This window comes from Streptomyces sp. 15-116A (assembly GCF_025290915.1).
Lineage (GTDB): Bacteria > Actinomycetota > Actinomycetes > Streptomycetales > Streptomycetaceae > Streptomyces.
In genome coordinates this window covers 1-16234 of sequence record NZ_JAOCQE010000011.1, presented here as the reverse complement: position 1 = coordinate 16234, position 16234 = coordinate 1, and the positions used below count along the sequence as shown (strand labels likewise).

General features: G+C 72.6%; 14 protein-coding genes, 2 pseudogenes and 1 riboswitch. Of the genes and pseudogenes, 9 read left to right on the top strand and 7 right to left on the bottom strand.

Features of this window, described 5'->3' with window-relative positions; all coding sequences use genetic code 11:
* Window positions 1-21: 21 nt before the first annotated feature.
* A pseudogene (locus N4P33_RS35635) lies at window positions 22-297 on the bottom strand (nitroreductase/quinone reductase family protein); the annotation flags it as partial.
* Window positions 298-553: 256 nt separating this feature from the next.
* On the opposite strand from N4P33_RS35635, the gene N4P33_RS03855 reads away from it, so the two are divergent.
* Together N4P33_RS03855 and N4P33_RS03850 are read left to right on the top strand one after the other, a co-directional pair.
* Window positions 554-2194: an alpha/beta hydrolase gene (locus tag N4P33_RS03855; RefSeq protein WP_260824731.1), complete on the top strand. Its 1641-nt coding sequence runs from the start codon at window positions 554-556 to the stop codon at window positions 2192-2194.
* 46 nt (window positions 2195-2240) lie between these two features.
* Window positions 2241-2531 carry a hypothetical protein gene (locus tag N4P33_RS03850; RefSeq protein WP_260824730.1) on the top strand — a complete coding sequence of 97 codons (291 nt, stop codon included), beginning with the start codon at window positions 2241-2243 and terminating at the stop codon, window positions 2529-2531.
* Window positions 2532-2556: 25 nt separating this feature from the next.
* Here N4P33_RS03850 and N4P33_RS03845 read toward each other — a convergent pair whose 3' ends face one another.
* From N4P33_RS03845 to N4P33_RS03835, 3 genes are read right to left on the bottom strand one after another with little or no spacing between them, the layout of a single operon-like run.
* On the bottom strand, window positions 2557-3633 hold the full coding sequence (locus tag N4P33_RS03845) for a prenyltransferase (protein ID WP_260824729.1): 1077 nt from the start codon (window positions 3631-3633) through the stop codon (window positions 2557-2559).
* Window positions 3630-4364: a class I SAM-dependent methyltransferase gene (locus N4P33_RS03840; protein WP_260824728.1), complete on the bottom strand. Its 735-nt coding sequence runs from the start codon at window positions 4362-4364 to the stop codon at window positions 3630-3632. The genes N4P33_RS03845 and N4P33_RS03840 overlap by 4 nt, the downstream gene beginning before the upstream one ends.
* Window positions 4358-5770, bottom strand: a complete 1413-nt coding sequence (locus tag N4P33_RS03835; RefSeq protein ID WP_260824727.1) for a glycosyltransferase family 4 protein — start codon at window positions 5768-5770, stop codon at window positions 4358-4360. The genes N4P33_RS03840 and N4P33_RS03835 overlap by 7 nt, the downstream gene beginning before the upstream one ends.
* A gap of 260 nt (window positions 5771-6030) precedes the next feature.
* On the opposite strand from N4P33_RS03835, the gene N4P33_RS03830 reads away from it, so the two are divergent.
* Together N4P33_RS03830 and N4P33_RS03825 are read left to right on the top strand one after the other, a co-directional pair.
* Entirely contained in the window at window positions 6031-6672 is a 642-nt protein-coding gene (locus tag N4P33_RS03830; RefSeq protein ID WP_260824726.1) for a TetR family transcriptional regulator, read from the top strand.
* Between the two features lie 135 nt (window positions 6673-6807).
* Window positions 6808-8146, top strand: a pseudogene (locus N4P33_RS03825) (endo-1,4-beta-xylanase).
* 65 nt (window positions 8147-8211) lie between these two features.
* On the opposite strand, the gene N4P33_RS03820 reads toward N4P33_RS03825, so the two are convergent.
* The 3 genes from N4P33_RS03820 to N4P33_RS03810 all read right to left on the bottom strand — a co-directional run bounded on the left by N4P33_RS03820 (window position 8212) and on the right by N4P33_RS03810 (window position 10842).
* Window positions 8212-9075: a tetratricopeptide repeat protein gene (locus N4P33_RS03820; protein WP_260824725.1), complete on the bottom strand. Its 864-nt coding sequence runs from the start codon at window positions 9073-9075 to the stop codon at window positions 8212-8214.
* Between the two features lie 70 nt (window positions 9076-9145).
* Window positions 9146-9379: a ferredoxin gene (locus N4P33_RS03815; protein ID WP_260824724.1), complete on the bottom strand. Its 234-nt coding sequence runs from the start codon at window positions 9377-9379 to the stop codon at window positions 9146-9148.
* A gap of 5 nt (window positions 9380-9384) precedes the next feature.
* Window positions 9385-10842 (bottom strand): aldehyde dehydrogenase, encoded by a 1458-nt coding sequence (locus N4P33_RS03810; RefSeq protein WP_260824723.1) that lies wholly within the window; start codon window positions 10840-10842, stop codon window positions 9385-9387.
* Window positions 10843-11039: 197 nt separating this feature from the next.
* Between N4P33_RS03810 and N4P33_RS03805 the strand changes: the two genes are divergently transcribed.
* The 5 genes from N4P33_RS03805 to N4P33_RS03785 all read left to right on the top strand — a co-directional run.
* Complete coding sequence (locus N4P33_RS03805; RefSeq protein WP_260824721.1) at window positions 11040-12068, top strand: MBL fold metallo-hydrolase; 1029 nt, start codon at window positions 11040-11042, stop codon at window positions 12066-12068.
* 99 nt (window positions 12069-12167) lie between these two features.
* A riboswitch (cobalamin riboswitch) is annotated at window positions 12168-12251 on the top strand.
* Window positions 12252-12404: 153 nt separating this feature from the next.
* Window positions 12405-13622: a prenyltransferase/squalene oxidase repeat-containing protein gene (locus tag N4P33_RS03800; protein ID WP_260824720.1), complete on the top strand. Its 1218-nt coding sequence runs from the start codon at window positions 12405-12407 to the stop codon at window positions 13620-13622.
* Window positions 13619-14260: an SCO2322 family protein gene (locus N4P33_RS03795; RefSeq protein WP_260824719.1), complete on the top strand. Its 642-nt coding sequence runs from the start codon at window positions 13619-13621 to the stop codon at window positions 14258-14260. Before N4P33_RS03800 ends, N4P33_RS03795 begins: the two co-directional genes overlap by 4 nt.
* Window positions 14250-15407: an energy-coupling factor transporter transmembrane component T gene (locus tag N4P33_RS03790; protein WP_260824718.1), complete on the top strand. Its 1158-nt coding sequence runs from the start codon at window positions 14250-14252 to the stop codon at window positions 15405-15407. Before N4P33_RS03795 ends, N4P33_RS03790 begins: the two co-directional genes overlap by 11 nt.
* The coding region (locus N4P33_RS03785; RefSeq protein WP_260824717.1) for an ABC transporter ATP-binding protein at window positions 15404-16234 on the top strand (831 nt) is incomplete at its 3' end. The genes N4P33_RS03790 and N4P33_RS03785, both read left to right, overlap by 4 nt.

The window sequence follows — 16234 nt, the reverse complement described above, 5'->3', positions numbered from 1 at the left end:
TGACGACAGGGCCTGGAGGTTGAGCCACCAGGCGGGCTCGCCCGCACCCCACCCGTTCATGGCCAGGGTCACCAGGTTCGGGCCGTCCTCGACGTATCCGACGACGACGCTGCGCGGCCGGCCGGTGCGGCGCCCGGTCGTGGTCAGCCGGACCGTGCCCCACTTCCCGGGACGCGGCCGCCACAGCGCGATGCGGGCGCCGAGCACGCGGTACGCGGCCCGGTGCACGTACCACGCGAGGCGGATGAACCAGCGCGGCGGCAGCCACGGCGCTTTCGCCCGCTCTTCACCCGCCATGAAGACCTCCCGTGCGCCCGGCCTGGCACCTGACGAGGACGCTAGCCCCGGCCGGGGAGGCGCGCCAGAGCCCGCACGGGCCCGTTTTCCGATCGCCGAACGGGCCGGAGCGGCTGTGTCTCACGCGGGGTCGACGGCGGGTTCCCGTTCGGCTGCGGTCGGCTCGCGCGTCTGGCCGGCCCGCGGTGTCGTTGACGCGGATGCTGCCGACGTCCGACGGAAGAGGGCGTCGTGCCCAGCCGTGAAAGGACAAGGCATGCACATATCTCGAACGGCAGCAGGCCGTCGGCGTCGCGCCGCTGCCGTCGCCGCGGTCGTCGCCTGCTCGACGGCGCTGATCGGGCCCAACCCTGCCGCCGCCGGCGGCGATACGCCCGTGCCCGCGGTGCCCGCCCCGAAGCTGGACTTCAGACCCTGTGTCCCGGGCAGCCCGTTCGACTGCGCGACCGCCGAGGTGCCGCTGGACTACCACAACCCCCGCGGCCGCACCATCGAACTGGCCGTCGTCAAACGGAAGGCGACAGGCCCCGGACGGCGCATCGGCACCCTGCTCTTCAACCCCGGCGGCCCCGGCGGGCCCGGCACCGTGCAGATGCCGTGGAACTACGAGTCCTTCCCGCGCGAGGTGCGGGAGCGGTTCGACATCGTCAGCTGGGACCCCCGCGGGATCGGCAACAGCACCGCGGTGAACTGCTTCTCCAGCCCGGAGGAAGCCGCGGCCTGGGCCGCGAGCAAACCGGCGGGCTTCCCGGTGGGGGAGCAGGAGCGGACGGCCTTCTTCGCTGCGTACGAGGAGCTGGGCCGGCGCTGTGAGCAGAGTGACCCCGAACTCCTGCGCCACGTGTCGACGGCCGACACCGCTCGCGACCTCGACCTGCTCCGGCAGGCGGTGGGCGACGAGCAGCTCACGTACTACGGCATCTCCTACGGCACGTTCCTGGGCGCCACCTACGCCAACCTCTTCCCCGGCAAGGTCCGCGCCATGGTCCTCGACAGCGACTGGGACCCGCAGGCCTGGACGAACCACGGGTCCGACGAGGCCCCCGGGTCCACGGCCATGCTGCGCCTGGGCGCGGACCGTGCCGCGGGGGAAACGGTGGACCAGTTCCTGGCCCTGTGCGGGTCCGCCCCCACCGCCCGCTGCGCCTTCTCCGCCGGCAGCCCGGAAGCGACCCAGGAGAAGTACGACCGGCTGATGAAGCGCCTCCGGGAGCGTCCCGTGGGCGAGTGGACCTACGCCCGTACGGTCGACGACATGGTGAACGGCCTCTACGTCGTCCACCCCGGATGGACGGACCTCGCCCGCAGGCTGCAGGACCTGTGGCAGGGCCGCACCCCGGAGCCCACCCCGTTCCCGCCCGCACCACCGGTCCCGAATCCGAATCCGTACCTGGGCGAGGAACAGGCCAGTGCGGTGTTCTGCGGCGACAGCCCCCATCCACGCGACCCCGCCGTCTACCAGGAGCTGGAGCGGGCCAGCGCCGCCCGTGCGGGAGACGCCGGACGTCACTGGACGTGGGCCACCGCGGCGTGCACCCACTGGCCGGGAGTCGCCGCCAACCCGTATCGCGGACCGTGGAACAAGCCGACCGCGCATCCCATCCTGGTGGTCGGCACCACCGTCGACCCCTCCACTCCGTACGCGGCCGCGAAGGCGATGACCCGGGAACTGGCCGACGCCCGCCTGCTCACCCACAGCGGGCACGGGCACACCGCACTGCTCAACCCCAGCAGCTGCGTCGCCGAGTACGAGAGCCGCTACCTCGTCGACGGCACCCTCCCGCCGGCCGGAACGACGTGCCGCCAGGACACGCCGCCCTTCTCCGAGCCCCGACCGCGCGGCGGCATCTCCACCGGAGGCGGCGGGACGGCGGACGGCGGCGCGGGCCGTTCATAGCCTGCGCTCCGGGTTTCAAACGCCCTTTCGGGGCCAGACGGAAAGCATGTCCCCTCGATATCGCACTGGCAACTCCGCAGGGACGGTCGTCGCGGTGATCGCGGACATCATGGCCGTCATCCTCGGACTCTGGATTCTGATGTACTTGCTGGACGCCAACCGCGCCAACGACCTGGTGCAGTTCGTCCATGACGCGGCCAACTGGCTGGCCGGTTGGTCCCGTGACCTGTTCACCTTCGACGAGGCATGGGCGCGTGTGGTCGCCGGCTACGGACTGGCCGCCGTCGTCTACCTCTTCGTCGGCCACGCCATCGCCAACCGCCTGCGCCGCCACTGAGCCGCAGCGCGGACGCCCCGGTCGCTCAGATCTCGGCGCAACAGTCCGGGTCCAGGCCCCTCGGCAGGTGGTCGCCCCCGAAGACGGCACAGGTGGCCTCGTGGCCGCCGAGGGCGGCGACCGCCAGGAGCAGCGAGCCGGCGGTCCAAGTCGTCAGCTCGCGCGGCCAGATGGCGTCGTCGTCGAAGACGTAGCCCGTCCAGTACAGGCCCGTCTCCGGGTCGCGCAGGTGCTGGATGGACTGGAGGATCTCCAGCGCGCGGTCGGACTCGCCCATCGCCCACAGGGCCAGGGCGAGTTCGGCCGACTCGCCGCCGGTCACCCACGGGTTGGGGACCACGCAGCGCACCCCGAGGCCGGGGACGACGAAGCGGTCCCAGCCCTCCTCGATGCGCGCCTTGGCCTCCGCGCCGGTGAGCGCGCCGCCCAGCACCGGGTAGTACCAGTCCATCGAGTAGCGGTCCTTGTCCAGGAACCGCTCCGGGTGGCGCCGTATCGCGTGCCGCAGCGCGCCCGCCGCCAGCTCCCAGTCGGGCTGCGGTTCTTCGCGCTGCTCGGCGACGGCCAGCGCGCAGCGCAGCGCGTGGTGGATGGAGGAGGAGCCGGTGAGCAGCGCGTCCGCGGTGGGTGTGCCGTCGTCGTCGCGCCGCCAGCCGATCTGCCCGCCGGGCTGCTGGAGCCGCAGCACGAACTCCACCGCCGCGTACAGGGCGGGCCACATGCGGTCGAGGAACGTGTCGTCGCCGGTGGAGAGGTAGTGGTGCCACACCCCTACGGCGATGTAGGCGACGAAGTTGGTCTCCCGTCCCCGGTCGGTGATGTCGCAGGGGTCGCCGTCGGCGTAGGCGGCGAACCAGGAGCCGTCCGGCTGCTGGTGCCGGGCCAGCCACAGGTACGCCCGCTCGGCGGCCTCGTGCTCGCCGGCCGCGTCGAGTGCCATCGCGGCCTCGACATGGTCCCAGGGGTCGAGGTGGTGACCCCGGAACCACGGGATGGCGCCGTCCGCCCGCTGCACGCCGAGGATGCCGCGCACGGTCGCGGCGGCCTGCCGGGCGGTCAGCACCCCGGGCAGGACCAGGTGTTCCGTCCGGGGAGTGGTCACGCGGCGTCCACCGGCGGCAGGTGCGGCTTGGTCGCGTACGCCACGAAGCTCTTGCCGATCAGCGGGTTGAGCGCCTGCTCGGCGACCCGGGTCGCCAGCGGCTTCTTCATGATGTCCCAGACCAGCAGCTTGTGGTACGCCCGCACCGGCAGCGCCTTGTCGTTGTCCACGCCGAACGCGCACTTCAGCCACCAGTACGGCGAGTGCAGCGCGTGCGCGTGATGGGTGCCGTAGGGCTTCAGGCCGGCCTCGCGCATCTTCGCCAGCAGCTCGTCCGCCTTGTAGATGCGGATGTGGCCGCCCTCGACCTCGTGGTACGCGTCGGACAGCGCCCAGCACACCTTCTCGGGACCGTACCGCGGCACGGTGACGGCGATGCGGCCGCCGGGCTTGAGGACGCGGACCATCTCCGCGAGGACGCCCTTGTCGTCGGGGATGTGCTCCATCACCTCGGAGATGATCACGACGTCGAAGGACTCGTCCGGGAAGGGCAGGGCGAGCGCGTCGCCCTCCAGGGCGGTGGCGCTGGCACCCTCGGGCGCCTCGCCGGCCTCCTTCATCGCCGCGAACCACTTGGCGACCTCGCGGATCTCGTCCCCGTTCTGGTCGAGCGCCACGACGCGCGCACCGCGCCGGTAGCACTCGAACGCGTGCCGGCCGGCTCCGCAACCGAGGTCCAGGACACGGTCGCCGGGGGCGAGCGGGAACCGGGAGAAGTCGACGGTCAGCACGTGGCCCTGCTTTCGGGGTGAGAAGGGGCGGTCACTTCCACGGGGGTGGTCATGGGGGCGGGTGTCACGGCGGGGCTCACGGGGCGGCCGGGCGGCAGTCCGGCGATCGCCTCGCGGTAGCGGGCCACCGTGCCCTCCGCGGCCCGCGCCCACGTGAAGTGCCGCAGCACCCGCTCACGGCCGGCCGCGCCCAGGCGCCGTCTCAGCTCCTCGTCGCCGAGCAGCCGGTTCAGCCCGGCGGCCAGCGCCCCCGCGTCGCCGGGCGGTACGGCCAGACACGTCTCGCCGTCGCGTCCGGCGACCTCGGGGATCGCGCCGCCGGTCGTGGCGAGCAGCGGGGTGCCGGTGGCCATGGCCTCGGCGGCGGGCAGCGAGAAGCCCTCGTACAGCGACGGCACGCACGCGACCTGCGCCGAGCGCACCAGGTCGACCAGTTCGGCGTCGGAGATGCCCTTGACGAACTCGACGGCGCCCTCGAGCCCGTACCGCTCGATGGCCTGCGCGACCGGCCCCTCGGTGGGCCGCTTGCCGACGACGACGAGATGGGCGCCGGGGTGCTCGACCCGTACCTTCGCCAGTGCCTCGACGAGGAACACGAGGCCCTTCAGCGGCACGTCCGCGCTGGAGGTGGTCACGATCCGGCCCGGTACGACCGGCACGGACGGATCCGGCGCGAACAGGTCGGTGTCCGCGCCGATATGGACGACGTGGATCCGGTCCTGCCGTACGCCGAGGTGGTCGACGATCTCCTGGCGGGAGGTGCCGGAGACGGTGAGCACGGACGGCAGCCGGCGCGCGACCCGCTTCTGCATGCGGGTGAAGGCGTACCAGCGGCGCACCGAGTAGCGCCGCTGCCAGGTCTCGGCGGCGTCCAGCTCCAGCTGCCGGTCGACCGTGATGGGGTGGTGGATGGTGGTGACCAGGGGCGCGCCGAGGTCGCCGAGGAGGCCGTAGCCGAGGGTCTGGTTGTCGTGGACGACGTCGAAGTCGCCGCGGCGGGCGCGCAGATGGCGGCGGGCGCGCAGCGAGAAGGTGAGCGGCTCGGGGAAGCCGCCGGTCCACATGGTGCCGACCTCGAGGGCGTCGATCCAGTCGCGGTACTCGTCCCGCTTCGGGGTGCGGAAGGGGTCGGGCTGGCGGTAGAGGTCGAGGCTGGGCAGCTCGGTGAGGCTCAGCCGGTCGTCGCCCTCGTCGAGGACGTCGAGGACGGGATAGGGCTGGGCGCCGATGACCTCGACGCGGTGTCCCAGGCGGGCGAGTTCGCGGGAGAGATGACGTACGTAGACGCCCTGTCCGCCGCAGAACGGGTTTCCCTTGTAGGTGAGGAGTGCGATGCGCAGCGGTCGCAAGCCGTCGGCGGCGGGGCCGCCCTCGAGGGGCCCGGCCTGACTGGCCTCAGCGGTCACCCTGGGCCCCCTTCTCCCTGCACTGTCCCGCGAGACTACGACGGGACGCTAATCTAGAACAAGTTTCAGAGTTGATCGTTCAGAGAACCCGAATCTACCGGCAGGTAGGGGCGCTGTGAGCAGTGGATCAGGTGATTCACGCCACGGCGGACGGCGTGCCATGCTGTCTGATCACTCGCCCTCACCGACGGTCACGAAGCGGGCCCGCGCCCGGGTGGACCGGCGCGGGCAAGACGGGCACAGCAGGCGGGACGGGCAAGGTGGACAAGGTGGCAAAGACGGAAGCCGGCACCACGCGAACCGCTCCGGCCTCGCCGCTCACCGAGCGGCAGGAGGCGCGCCGGCGCCGCATCCTGCACGCGACCGCCCAGCTGGCCAGCCGGGGCGGGTTCGACGCGGTGCAGATGCGCGAGGTCGCGGAGTCGTCCCAGGTCGCGCTCGGCACTTTGTACCGCTACTTCCCGTCCAAGATCCATCTGCTGGTGGCGACGATGCAGGACCAGCTGGAGCACATGCACGGCACGCTGCGGAAGAAGCCGCCGGCGGGCGAGACGGCCGCCGAGCGGGTCGCGGAGACGCTGATGCGGGCGTTCCGGGCGCTGCAGCGCGAGCCGCATCTGGCCGACGCGATGGTGCGCGCCCTGACCTTCGCCGACCGCAGCGTGAGCCCGGAGGTCGACCAGGTCTCGCGCCAGACCACGGCGATCATCCTGGACGCGATGGGCCTGACCGACCCCAGCCCGGACCAGCTCTCCGCGGTCCGGGTCATCGAGCACACCTGGCACTCGGCGCTGATCACCTGGCTCTCGGGGCGGGCCTCGATCGCGCAGGTGAAGATCGACATCGAGACGGTGTGCCGGTTGATCGACCTGACGGGCGAGGGCCGCGAGCGTCAGCCGTAGCGAAAGTTTCGCGGTTCGCCTCCTCTCCACGCCCGCGTGCGCGTCTGTGCGCGAACGGTTGACCGCCCCTGCCGTCGTTCGTATCGTCAGCGCATCCGTTCGGAAATGAAAGCGAAACTTTCGAGAAGTGATGACATGAGCATGACCGCCTTACGCACCGCCGCCACCGCCCTGCTCACCCTCACCGCGCTCGCCGCCCTCCCCCAGAGCTCCGCCCACGCCGCCGACACGCTGGGCGCGGCAGCGGCCGAGAAGGGCCGCTACTTCGGCGCGGCGGTCGCGGCCAACCACCTCGGCGAGGCGCAGTACGCGGCCACGCTCAACACCGAGTTCACCTCGGTGACCCCGGAGAACGAGATGAAGTGGGACGCGGTGGAGCGCACCCGCAACTCGTTCACCTTCGGCGCGGCCGACCAGATCGTGAACCACGCGCTCGGCCGCGGCATGAAGGTCCGCGGCCACACGCTCGTCTGGCACTCCCAGCTGCCGAGCTGGGTCTCCGGCCTCGGCGCGACGGATCTGCGCGCGGCGATGAACAACCACATCACCCAGGTGATGACCCACTACAAGGGCAAGATCCACTCCTGGGACGTGGTCAACGAGGCGTTCCAGGACGGCGGCAGCGGCGCCCGGCGCAGCTCGCCGTTCCAGGACAAGCTCGGCGACGGCTTCATCGAGGAGGCGTTCCGCACGGCCCGGGCGGCCGACCCGAACGCCAAGCTCTGCTACAACGACTACAACACCGACGGCGTCAACGCGAAGAGCAATGCCGTCTACGCCATGGTCCGGGACTTCAAGTCCCGTGGCGTGCCGATCGACTGCGTGGGCTTCCAGTCCCACTTCAACAGCGCCTCCCCGGTCCCCGCCGACTACCAGGCCAACCTCCAGCGCTTCGCCGACCTCGGCGTCGAGGTGCAGATCACCGAGCTGGACATCGAGGGCTCGGGCACGGCCCAGGCGACCAACTACGGCAATGTCGTACGGGCCTGCCTCGCGGTGACCCGCTGCACCGGCATCACGGTGTGGGGCATCCCGGACAAGTACTCGTGGCGGGCCAGCGGGACACCACTCCTCTTCGACGACAACTACAACAAGAAGCCCGCGTACCACGCCGTCCTGAACGCCCTCGGCGGCTCCACCGACCCGGGCGGCCCCGGCACCCCGGGCACGACCTGCACCGCCACCTACAGCACGGCGGAGGACTGGGGCAGCGGCTACAACGGCAAGGTGACCATCACGGCGGGCAGTTCACCGATCACCGCGTGGAGCGTGAAGGTCACGATGACACCCCCGCAAAAAATCGTGGCCGTCTGGAACGGCGCCGCCACCTGGGACACCACCGGCAAACATCATGACGGTCCGCTCCACCCACAACGGCACCCTCCAGCCCGGCGCCTCCACGACCTTCGGCTTCACCGCCCAACGCAACGGCACGACCACGCCCCCACAACTGAGCGCCTGCACCGCCTCCTGACCCCCACCCCCGCCCGGCCCGCACCCTCGCCGACGGGTGCGGGCCGGGGCTTCGCTCCTCCGCGCTCAGCCGATCACCGCCAGCCCGCTCCACCCCCGCGCGGCGGTGTTCTGTCCGGCCCACCGCTCCAGCAGCAGCCGTGCCTCGGCCTCCGGTGCAGCCAGGGACACCCGCTGGGCGCCCGCCTGCACCGTGCGCTCCTGCCGGTGGGTGCCCTCGCTGCAGCAGGCGCACAGCATGCGGACGGCGCTCGCGGGCTCCGCCCCGAACCCGGCCTCGGCGAACGCCGCGACCAGCGCCTCCAGATCGGCCGCCTCGCCGGCGCTCACGGTCACCTCCAGCGTGGGCAGCGGGGACGCCTCGAAGAGCATCAGCTCGTCGAAGACCGGGTACGTCCCCCCATCGACGACCCGCTCCCCGTTCGGCTCCCCGTCGTGCAGGACGATCTCGCCGTACCGCCGCCCCTCGCTGAGGGGGACGTTGACCACCCGCCCCCGCGTGGGACAGAGCCGCTCGATCCAGACGACCTCGCGCTGCCCGCCGGTGTCGAGCCGCACGCAGGCGACACCGAACCCCGTCTCGATCGGCCCTTCCCCCTCGGGGATGTCGATACCGAAGCCGCGCCAGGCGTCCCGGGCCGTGGCCCAGTCACGCTGGACGGTGGCCGCGATGCCCAGGTTCCAGTAGGCGGGGTCGCCCTCGCCGCGCGGGGCGCGGGCGACGGCCTCACGGCCGAGTTCGTACGCCTTGGCCCAGTTGCGCAGGAACTTGTGGGCGAGCGCGGCGTCGTACCACCACACCGCGCTCGGCTTCGCGTCCGGGTAGTGGGCGAGCACCCGCTCGAACTGCTCGGCCGCGCGCAGCCAGTCCTCGGCGTCCCACGCCGCGCGCGCCTGCTTGATGCACTCTCTGGCCTCGGCCTTGTCCATGCCGTTCTTCCCCACCCCTGCTCGCGTTCCGGCGAAATCCGCAGGAGGGCATCCCGGCCCGCCGACAGCGCTACTCCTCGGGCGGGAACACCGGCTCCCCGGTGTCGAGCAGGGTGATGACGATGGCCTCGACGGGGCAGTTCTCGGCCGCGGTGAGGATGTGTTCGTCCGCGTCGGTGTGGGCCGTGATGGGGTGGGACTGGCGGGCGGGGTCGAGGTGGAAGGCGTGGGGGGCGTGGTGGAGGCAGGTGGCTGAGCCGATGCACAGGGAGCGGTCGACCTCTACGTGCCAGCGGTCCCCCATCGTCCTCAGCCCTCCCACGTCGGCGGCAGGTGGATCGTCTTGTGTTCCAGGTACTCGCCGTAGCCCTCGGGGCCGAACTCCCTGCCGATCCCCGAGTTCTTGTAGCCGCCGAACGGGGCGAGCATGTCGAGGCTGAAGGTGTTGACCGAGTAGGTGCCGGTGCGGATGCGGCGGGCGACCTCGATGCCGTGATCGGTGTCGGCGGTCCAGACGCTGCCGCTGAGGCCGTAGTCCGAGTCGTTGGCGATCCTCAGCGCGTCGGACTCGTCGTCGTAGGGCAGGAGGCAGATCACCGGGCCGAAGATCTCCTCGCGGGCGATGCGCATGCTGTTGTCGACGTCTCCGAAGAGGGTGGGCTCCACGTACCAGCCGCGGTCCAGTTCGCGAGGGCGTCCGCCGCCCGTGAGGATCTTGGCGCCCTCCTCCTGGCCGATGCGGATGTAGTCGAGGTTCCGGCGCTGCTGGCGCTGGGCCATCAGCGGGCCCACCTGGGTCGCCGGGTCCAGCGGGTCGCCGACCACCAGCGCGCTCGCCGCCGCCGCGAGGGCGTCGGCGAACTCGTCGTAGCGGGAGCGGGGCAGCAGGACACGGGTCTGGGCCACGCACGCCTGCCCGTTGTTCATCCAGGCCGCCGGCACGATCCCGGCGACCGCCGGCTCGACCTCCGCGTCCGGCAGCACCACGGCCGCCGACTTGCCGCCCAGCTCCAGCGTCACCCGGGTCAGATTCCGCGCGGCCACCTCCATCACCCGCCGGCCCGCCGCGACGGACCCGGTGAACGCCACCTTGTCGACGCCGGGATGCCCGACCAGGTACTCGCTGACCTCGCGGTCGGCGGGCAGGATCGACAACACGCCTTCCGGCAGCCCCGCCTCACGCGCGATCTCGCCCAGCAAGTAGGCGTCCAGGGGCGCTTCGGGCGACGGCTTGAGCACCACCGTGCAGCCGGTGAGCAGCGCGGGCGCGAGCTTCGCGGCGGCCACGAACTGCGGGACGTTCCACGGGATGACGGCGGCGACGACCCCGACCGGCTCCCGCCGCACCAGGACCCGCCCCAGCACACCGTCCCGCGTCTCCTCGTACGCGAAGCCCCGTGCGACCGTGATCGCCGCGTCCCACACCATCACCGCGCCCAGCGCCTGCGCCAGCACGCTCCAGGAGTACGGCGACCCGTTCTCGGAGGAGATGACGCGGGCGATCTCCTCGTGCCGCGCCGCGATCCCGTCCTTGATGCGGCTGACGACCTCGATGCGCTCCTTGGGGCTCGTCCGCGGCCAGGGCCCCTCGTCGAACGCCTTCCGCGCCACCGCCACCGCCCGGTCCACATCCCCGGCGGACGCGTGCGGGACCCGCCCGATGACCTCCTCCGTGTGCGGGGAGATCACCTCGATGACCTCGCGCCCCAGGGGGTCGGTCAACTCCCCGCCGATGAACAACTGTCCGTGTTCCACGAGCTCGGTCATGGCCGACCGCCTCCCCGGGAGCCGCGTCTCCGACAGTCCCTGACGATCCATCAGATACAGGCACTGATACCAGTTCCGGTCACCACAGTCCACGGGTCGCGGCCCGGCCGGGCACGGGAAAGTCGTCCCGGGCTACCGTCGAAACGCGTTCTAGTTATAGTGGCCTGGCCGGAACCCGGCGACGATGGGGGGAGCCCATGGCGCAGGCGTACGACCATGGCGGCGGCGTCCGTTCGATCCGCGTCCCCATCCCGGACAACCCCCTCGGCCACACCTTGGTCCACGTCCTCGACACCGACGCGGGGCCTATCCTGATCGACACCGGCTGGGACGACCCGGCCTCCTGGACGACCCTCACCGAGGGCCTGACCGCCCGCGGCACCTCGGTCGCCGAGATCCACGGCGTGGTCGTCACCCATCACCACCCCGATCACCACGGCCTGTCCGGCAGGGTCCGCGAGTCCTCCGGCGCCTGGATCGCGATGCACCCGGCGGACACCGCCGTCGTCCGCCGCACCCGCGAGGCCCCGCCCGAGCGCTGGTTCTCCTACATGGCCGGCAAACTCACCGCCGCGGGCGCACCCGAGTCCCACGTGGCCCCGCTGCGCAAGGCTCCTGGCCACCGGACGCTTCCCGGACTCACCCCCGCCCTCCCCGACCGCGAGATCGTCCCCGGCGAACTCCTCGACCTGCCCGGCCGCCGTCTGCGCGCCGTGTGGACCCCGGGCCACACCCCCGGCCACGTCTGCCTGCACCTGGACGAGGAACACCCCGGCCGCCTCCCGGGCAACGGCCGCCTCTTCTCGGGCGACCACCTGCTCCCCGGCATCACCCCGCACATCGGCCTCTACGAGGACCCCGACGACACCACCCTCACCGACCCCCTCGGCGACTACCTCGACTCCCTGGAACGCGTCGGACGCCTGGCCCCCGCCGAGATCCTCCCCGCCCACCAGCACCCCTTCACCGACGCCCCCGCCCGCGTCGCCGACCTCCTCGCCCACCACGCCGCCCGCCTCACCGGCCTCCTGGCCCTCCTCACCACCCCGCTCACCCCCTGGCAGCTGGCGGAACGCATGACCTGGAACCGCCCCTGGCCGGCCATCCCCCACTCCTCCCGCACCATCGCCGTCTCGGAGGCGGAGTCCCATCTGCGCCGACTGGTGAAGCTGGGGCGCGCGGAGGCGGTGCCGGGCAGCGACCCGGTGACGTACGTGGCGGTGTGAGGCGGGGCGGGAGCCGGGGAGCCGCGTGAGGTGAGCCACCCCACCCGGCGCTTTCCCTACGTGCGGGTAAAGTGGCGGCGTCGTCATCACGCCGTACGGGGGGAAGCCGGTGCAATTCCGGCGCTGACCCGCAACCGTGAACCGTCTCCGGCCGAACGGCCGGACCGGTGAGCCGGACTGCCCCGGACGGATCGTGACCGGCTCACGTGCCCGGCAGTCCGCCGGTGCACGGCACCGTCGAGGTATACGGAGCCGAGCCGCCGGGGTCGCCCCCTGCCGCCCGGCTCCCTGCACCGGCACCCAGCCGGTACCAAGGGAGAGAGGCACCCGCCGATCATGAACGTCCGCCGCAGCGCAGCGGTCCTGGCCGCCGTCGCCGTGATCGGCGCCGCCGCCCCGGCCGCCGCCGACTCGTCCCCGTCCCCCCAGCCGTCGAAGGCCCTGCCCTACGGCGACAGCGACCCGCAGTACGACGGCGTCTGGCGCCAGTCGCTCGCCCTGCTCGCCCAGGACACCGCCGGCGTCGAGCCGCCGAAGGCCGCCGTCGACTGGCTGGTCGGCCAGCAGTGCGCCGACGGCTCCTTCGCCCCGTACCGCGCCGACACCACGAAGGCGTGCGACGCGAAGACGATGGTCGACACCAACCAGACCTCCGCCGCCGTCCAGGCCCTCACCGCCCTCGGCGGCCACGACGCGGTGACCGACAAGGCCGTCGCCTGGCTCAAGTCCGTCCAGAACGAGGACGGCGGCTGGGGCTACGCGAAGGGCGGCGCCAGCGACACCAACTCCACGTCCGTCGTCATCGGCGCGCTGGCCGCCGCGGGCGAGAAGCCGGCCGAGGTGACGAAGGACGGCAAGTCCCCCTACGACGCCCTGCTGAAGCTGGCGCTGCCCTGTAAGGGCGACGGCGCGGGCGCGTTCGCCTTCCAGCCCGACAAGAAGGGCAAGCTCGTCGCCAACGGCGACGCCACCGCGGCGGGCGTGCTCGGCTCGCTCGGCAAGGGCCTGGTCGTCGAGCCCGCCAAGTCGGGTACGGCCGAGGCTTCCTGCAAGAAGGCCGACACCCCCGAGCAGGCCGCCGCGAACGGCGCCGCCTACCTCACCGACGTGCTGGCGAAGGACGGTCACCTCGTCTCCGCGCTGGGCGGCTCCGAGCAGCCCGACCACGGCAACACCGCCGACGCGGTGATCGCGCTCGCCGCGCAGGGCGCGACGGAACCGGCGAAGAAGTCCCTGGCCTGGCTGGAGAAGAACTCCGCCGACTGGGCGGCCCAGAGCGGCCCCGCCGCCTACGCCCAGCTGATCCTCGCCGCCCACGCGACCGGCGCGGACCCCCGCGACTTCGGCGGGGCGGACCTGGTGAAGCAGCTGACGGCGACGGGCCCGGCCGGGGAGGCCGAGAAGCCCAAGGACAAGGCGAGCGACACGGCCACCGAATCCGACTCCGACTCGGACTCCGGCTTCGGCGTCTGGTGGTACGTCGGTGTGTGCCTGATCGCCGGTATCGGCATCGGCTTCCTGTTCAGCGGCCGCAGGAAGAAGCAGCAGCCGTGATCCGCCGGGCCCTCGTGCTGTTCCTGGCCGCGCTCCTGCCCCTGCTGGCGGGAGCGGGCCAGGCGCAGGCCGCCGGTTACCGCTACTGGTCGTTCTGGGAGCGCGACGGCGAGCAGTGGACGTACGCCACGCAGGGCCCGTCCACCGCCCGCCCCTACGACGGCGACGTCCAGGGCTTCCGCTTCTCCGTCAGCGAGAACTCCGCGGACGCGGCGAAGCCGCGCGGCACCGCCGACTTCGCCACGATCTGCGCGAAGACCCCGGCGAAGGACGGCACGAAGCGCGTGGCCCTGGTCCTCGACTTCGGCACCGCAGCCGACGCCCCGTCGGGCGAACGTCCACCGGCGAACCGCACGGCCTGCGCACAGATCCCGGAGAACGCGACAACGGCCGACGCGCTGGCATCCGTCGCCAAGCCCCTGCGCTACAACACCAACGCCCTGCTGTGCGCGATCGCGGGCTACCCGGAGAAGGGCTGCGGGGAGCAGGTGTCGGCGGACGACACGAAGCAGACCCCGGAGAAGGAGAAGCCCGCTTCGGGCAGCGGCCCGTCGGTGGGCCTGATCGCGGGAATCGGAGCGGTCGTACTCCTGGCAGCAGCAGCCTTCTGGCAAGCACGCCGCAGGCATGCCCGTTAATGGCCGTAGCCGCGGGGGAGGCACCCTGCCGGCGCAGGCAAGCACACCCACCCCCCGCAGCCGACCTCGCCCCCTCCACCCCGGCGCCTGGTGGCTCTGGTCCCTCTCCCTCGGCACCGCAGCCACCCGCACCACCAACCCCCTCCTCCTCACCCTCCTCATCACCGTCTCGGCGTACGTCGTGGCCACCCGCCGCCCCGACGCCCCCTGGGCCCGCTCCTACGGCGCCTTCGTCAAGCTCGCCCTCGCCGTGCTCCTCATCCGCCTCCTCTTCGCGATCGTCCTCGGCTCCCCGATCCCCGGCACGCAGGTGATCCTCACCCTCCCCGAAGTCCCCCTCCCCGACTGGGCGCAGGGCATCCGCCTCGGCGGAAGGGTCACCGCCGAGGGCCTCACGTACGCGCTGTACGACGGCCTGAAACTCGCCACCCTCCTCATCTGCGTCGGCGCAGCGAACGCCCTCGCCAATCCCTCCCGCCTCCTCAAGTCCCTTCCGGGCGCGCTGTACGAGATGGGCGTGGCGGTGGTCGTGGCGCTCACCTTCGCCCCGAACCTCATCGCCGACGTCCAGCGCCTGCGCGCCGCCCGCCGCCTGCGCGGCCGCCCGGACAACGGCATCCGGGGCCTGCTGCACGTCGGCCTGCCCGTCCTGGAGGGCGCCCTGGAGCGCTCCGTCGCGCTCGCCGCCGCGATGGACGCCCGGGGTTACGGCCGTACCGCCCAGGTCCCGCCCGCCGTACGCCGGACCACCGCCGCCCTCACCCTCGGCGGCCTGCTCGGCGTCTGCGCGGGAACGTACGGTCTGCTCACCGCCGCTGGGGCCACGTACGGCATCCCGGTGCTCCTCGCCGGTCTCGCCGCCGCCCTCGCGGGTCTGTGGCTCGGCGGCCGGCGTTCCCTGCGTACGCGCTACCGCCCGGACCGCTGGGACGCCCGCGCCTGGCTGGTCACCGGCTCCGGTGTCGCCGTAGCGGCCCTGCTGGCGCTCGCCGCGGCCCGCGACCCGGCGGCGCTGCACCCCGGCGTGATCCCGCTCGTCGCCCCCACGCTCCCGGTGTGGCCCGCGGCGGCTGTGCTGCTCGGCCTGCTCCCCGCCTTCATCACCCCCGCCCCCGCCTCCGCCTCCGCTGCCAAGGAGCCGTCGTGATCCGCTTCGAGAACGTGTCGGTGACGTACGACGGCGCGAGCGAACCCACCGTCCGCGACGTCGACTTCGAGGTCCCCGAGGGCGAACTGGTCCTGCTCGTCGGCCCGTCCGGCGTCGGCAAGTCGACGGTGCTGGGCGCGGTGAGCGGACTGGTCCCGCACTTCACCGGCGGCACCCTGCACGGCAGGGTCACGGTCGCCGGCCGCGACACCCGCACCCACAAGCCCCGCGAACTCGCGGATGTCGTAGGGACGGTGGGGCAGGACCCGCTCTCCCACTTCGTCACGGACACGGTCGAGGACGAACTCGCCTACGGCATGGAGTCGTTGGGCCTGGCGCCGGACGTGATGCGCCGCCGCGTGGAGGAGACCCTGGACCTTCTGGGCCTCGCCGATCTGCGCGACCGCCCCATCTCCACCCTCTCCGGCGGCCAGCAGCAGCGCGTCGCCATCGGCTCGGTCCTCACCCCGCACCCCCGGGTCCTGGTCCTCGACGAACCGACCTCCGCCCTCGACCCCGCGGCGGCCGAGGAGGTCCTGGCCGTCCTCCAGCGCCTCGTCCACGACCTGGGCACGACGGTCCTCATGGCCGAGCACCGCCTGGAACGCGTCATCCAGTACGCCGACCAGGTCGCCATGCTCCCCGCCCCGGGCGAGCCCCCGCTGCTCGGCACCCCGGCGGAGGTCATGGCCGTCTCCCCCGTGTTCCCGCCGGTGGTGGACCTGGGCCGCTTCGCCGGCTGGTCCCCGCTGCCGCTGACGGTCCGCGACGCGCGCCGCCGCGCGGCCCCGCTGCGGGAACGCCTCGCGGACCGGGAGCAGCCGCCG

Bases quoted from the DNA above. Each gene is read 5' to 3' on its own strand.
- N4P33_RS03815 (WP_260824724.1), bottom strand. From the start codon at position 9,379: ATGGGGGACCGCTGGCACGTAGAGGTCGACCGCTCCCTGTGCATCGGC.
- N4P33_RS03805 (WP_260824721.1), top strand. From the start codon at position 11,040: ATGGCGCAGGCGTACGACCATGGCGGCGGCGTCCGTTCGATCCGCGTC.
- N4P33_RS03800 (WP_260824720.1), top strand. From the start codon at position 12,405: ATGAACGTCCGCCGCAGCGCAGCGGTCCTGGCCGCCGTCGCCGTGATC.
- N4P33_RS03820 (WP_260824725.1), bottom strand. From the start codon at position 9,075: ATGGACAAGGCCGAGGCCAGAGAGTGCATCAAGCAGGCGCGCGCGGCG.
- N4P33_RS03810 (WP_260824723.1), bottom strand. From the start codon at position 10,842: ATGACCGAGCTCGTGGAACACGGACAGTTGTTCATCGGCGGGGAGTTG.
- N4P33_RS03855 (WP_260824731.1), top strand. From the start codon at position 554: ATGCACATATCTCGAACGGCAGCAGGCCGTCGGCGTCGCGCCGCTGCC.
- N4P33_RS03790 (WP_260824718.1), top strand. From the start codon at position 14,250: ATGCCCGTTAATGGCCGTAGCCGCGGGGGAGGCACCCTGCCGGCGCAG.
- N4P33_RS03850 (WP_260824730.1), top strand. From the start codon at position 2,241: ATGTCCCCTCGATATCGCACTGGCAACTCCGCAGGGACGGTCGTCGCG.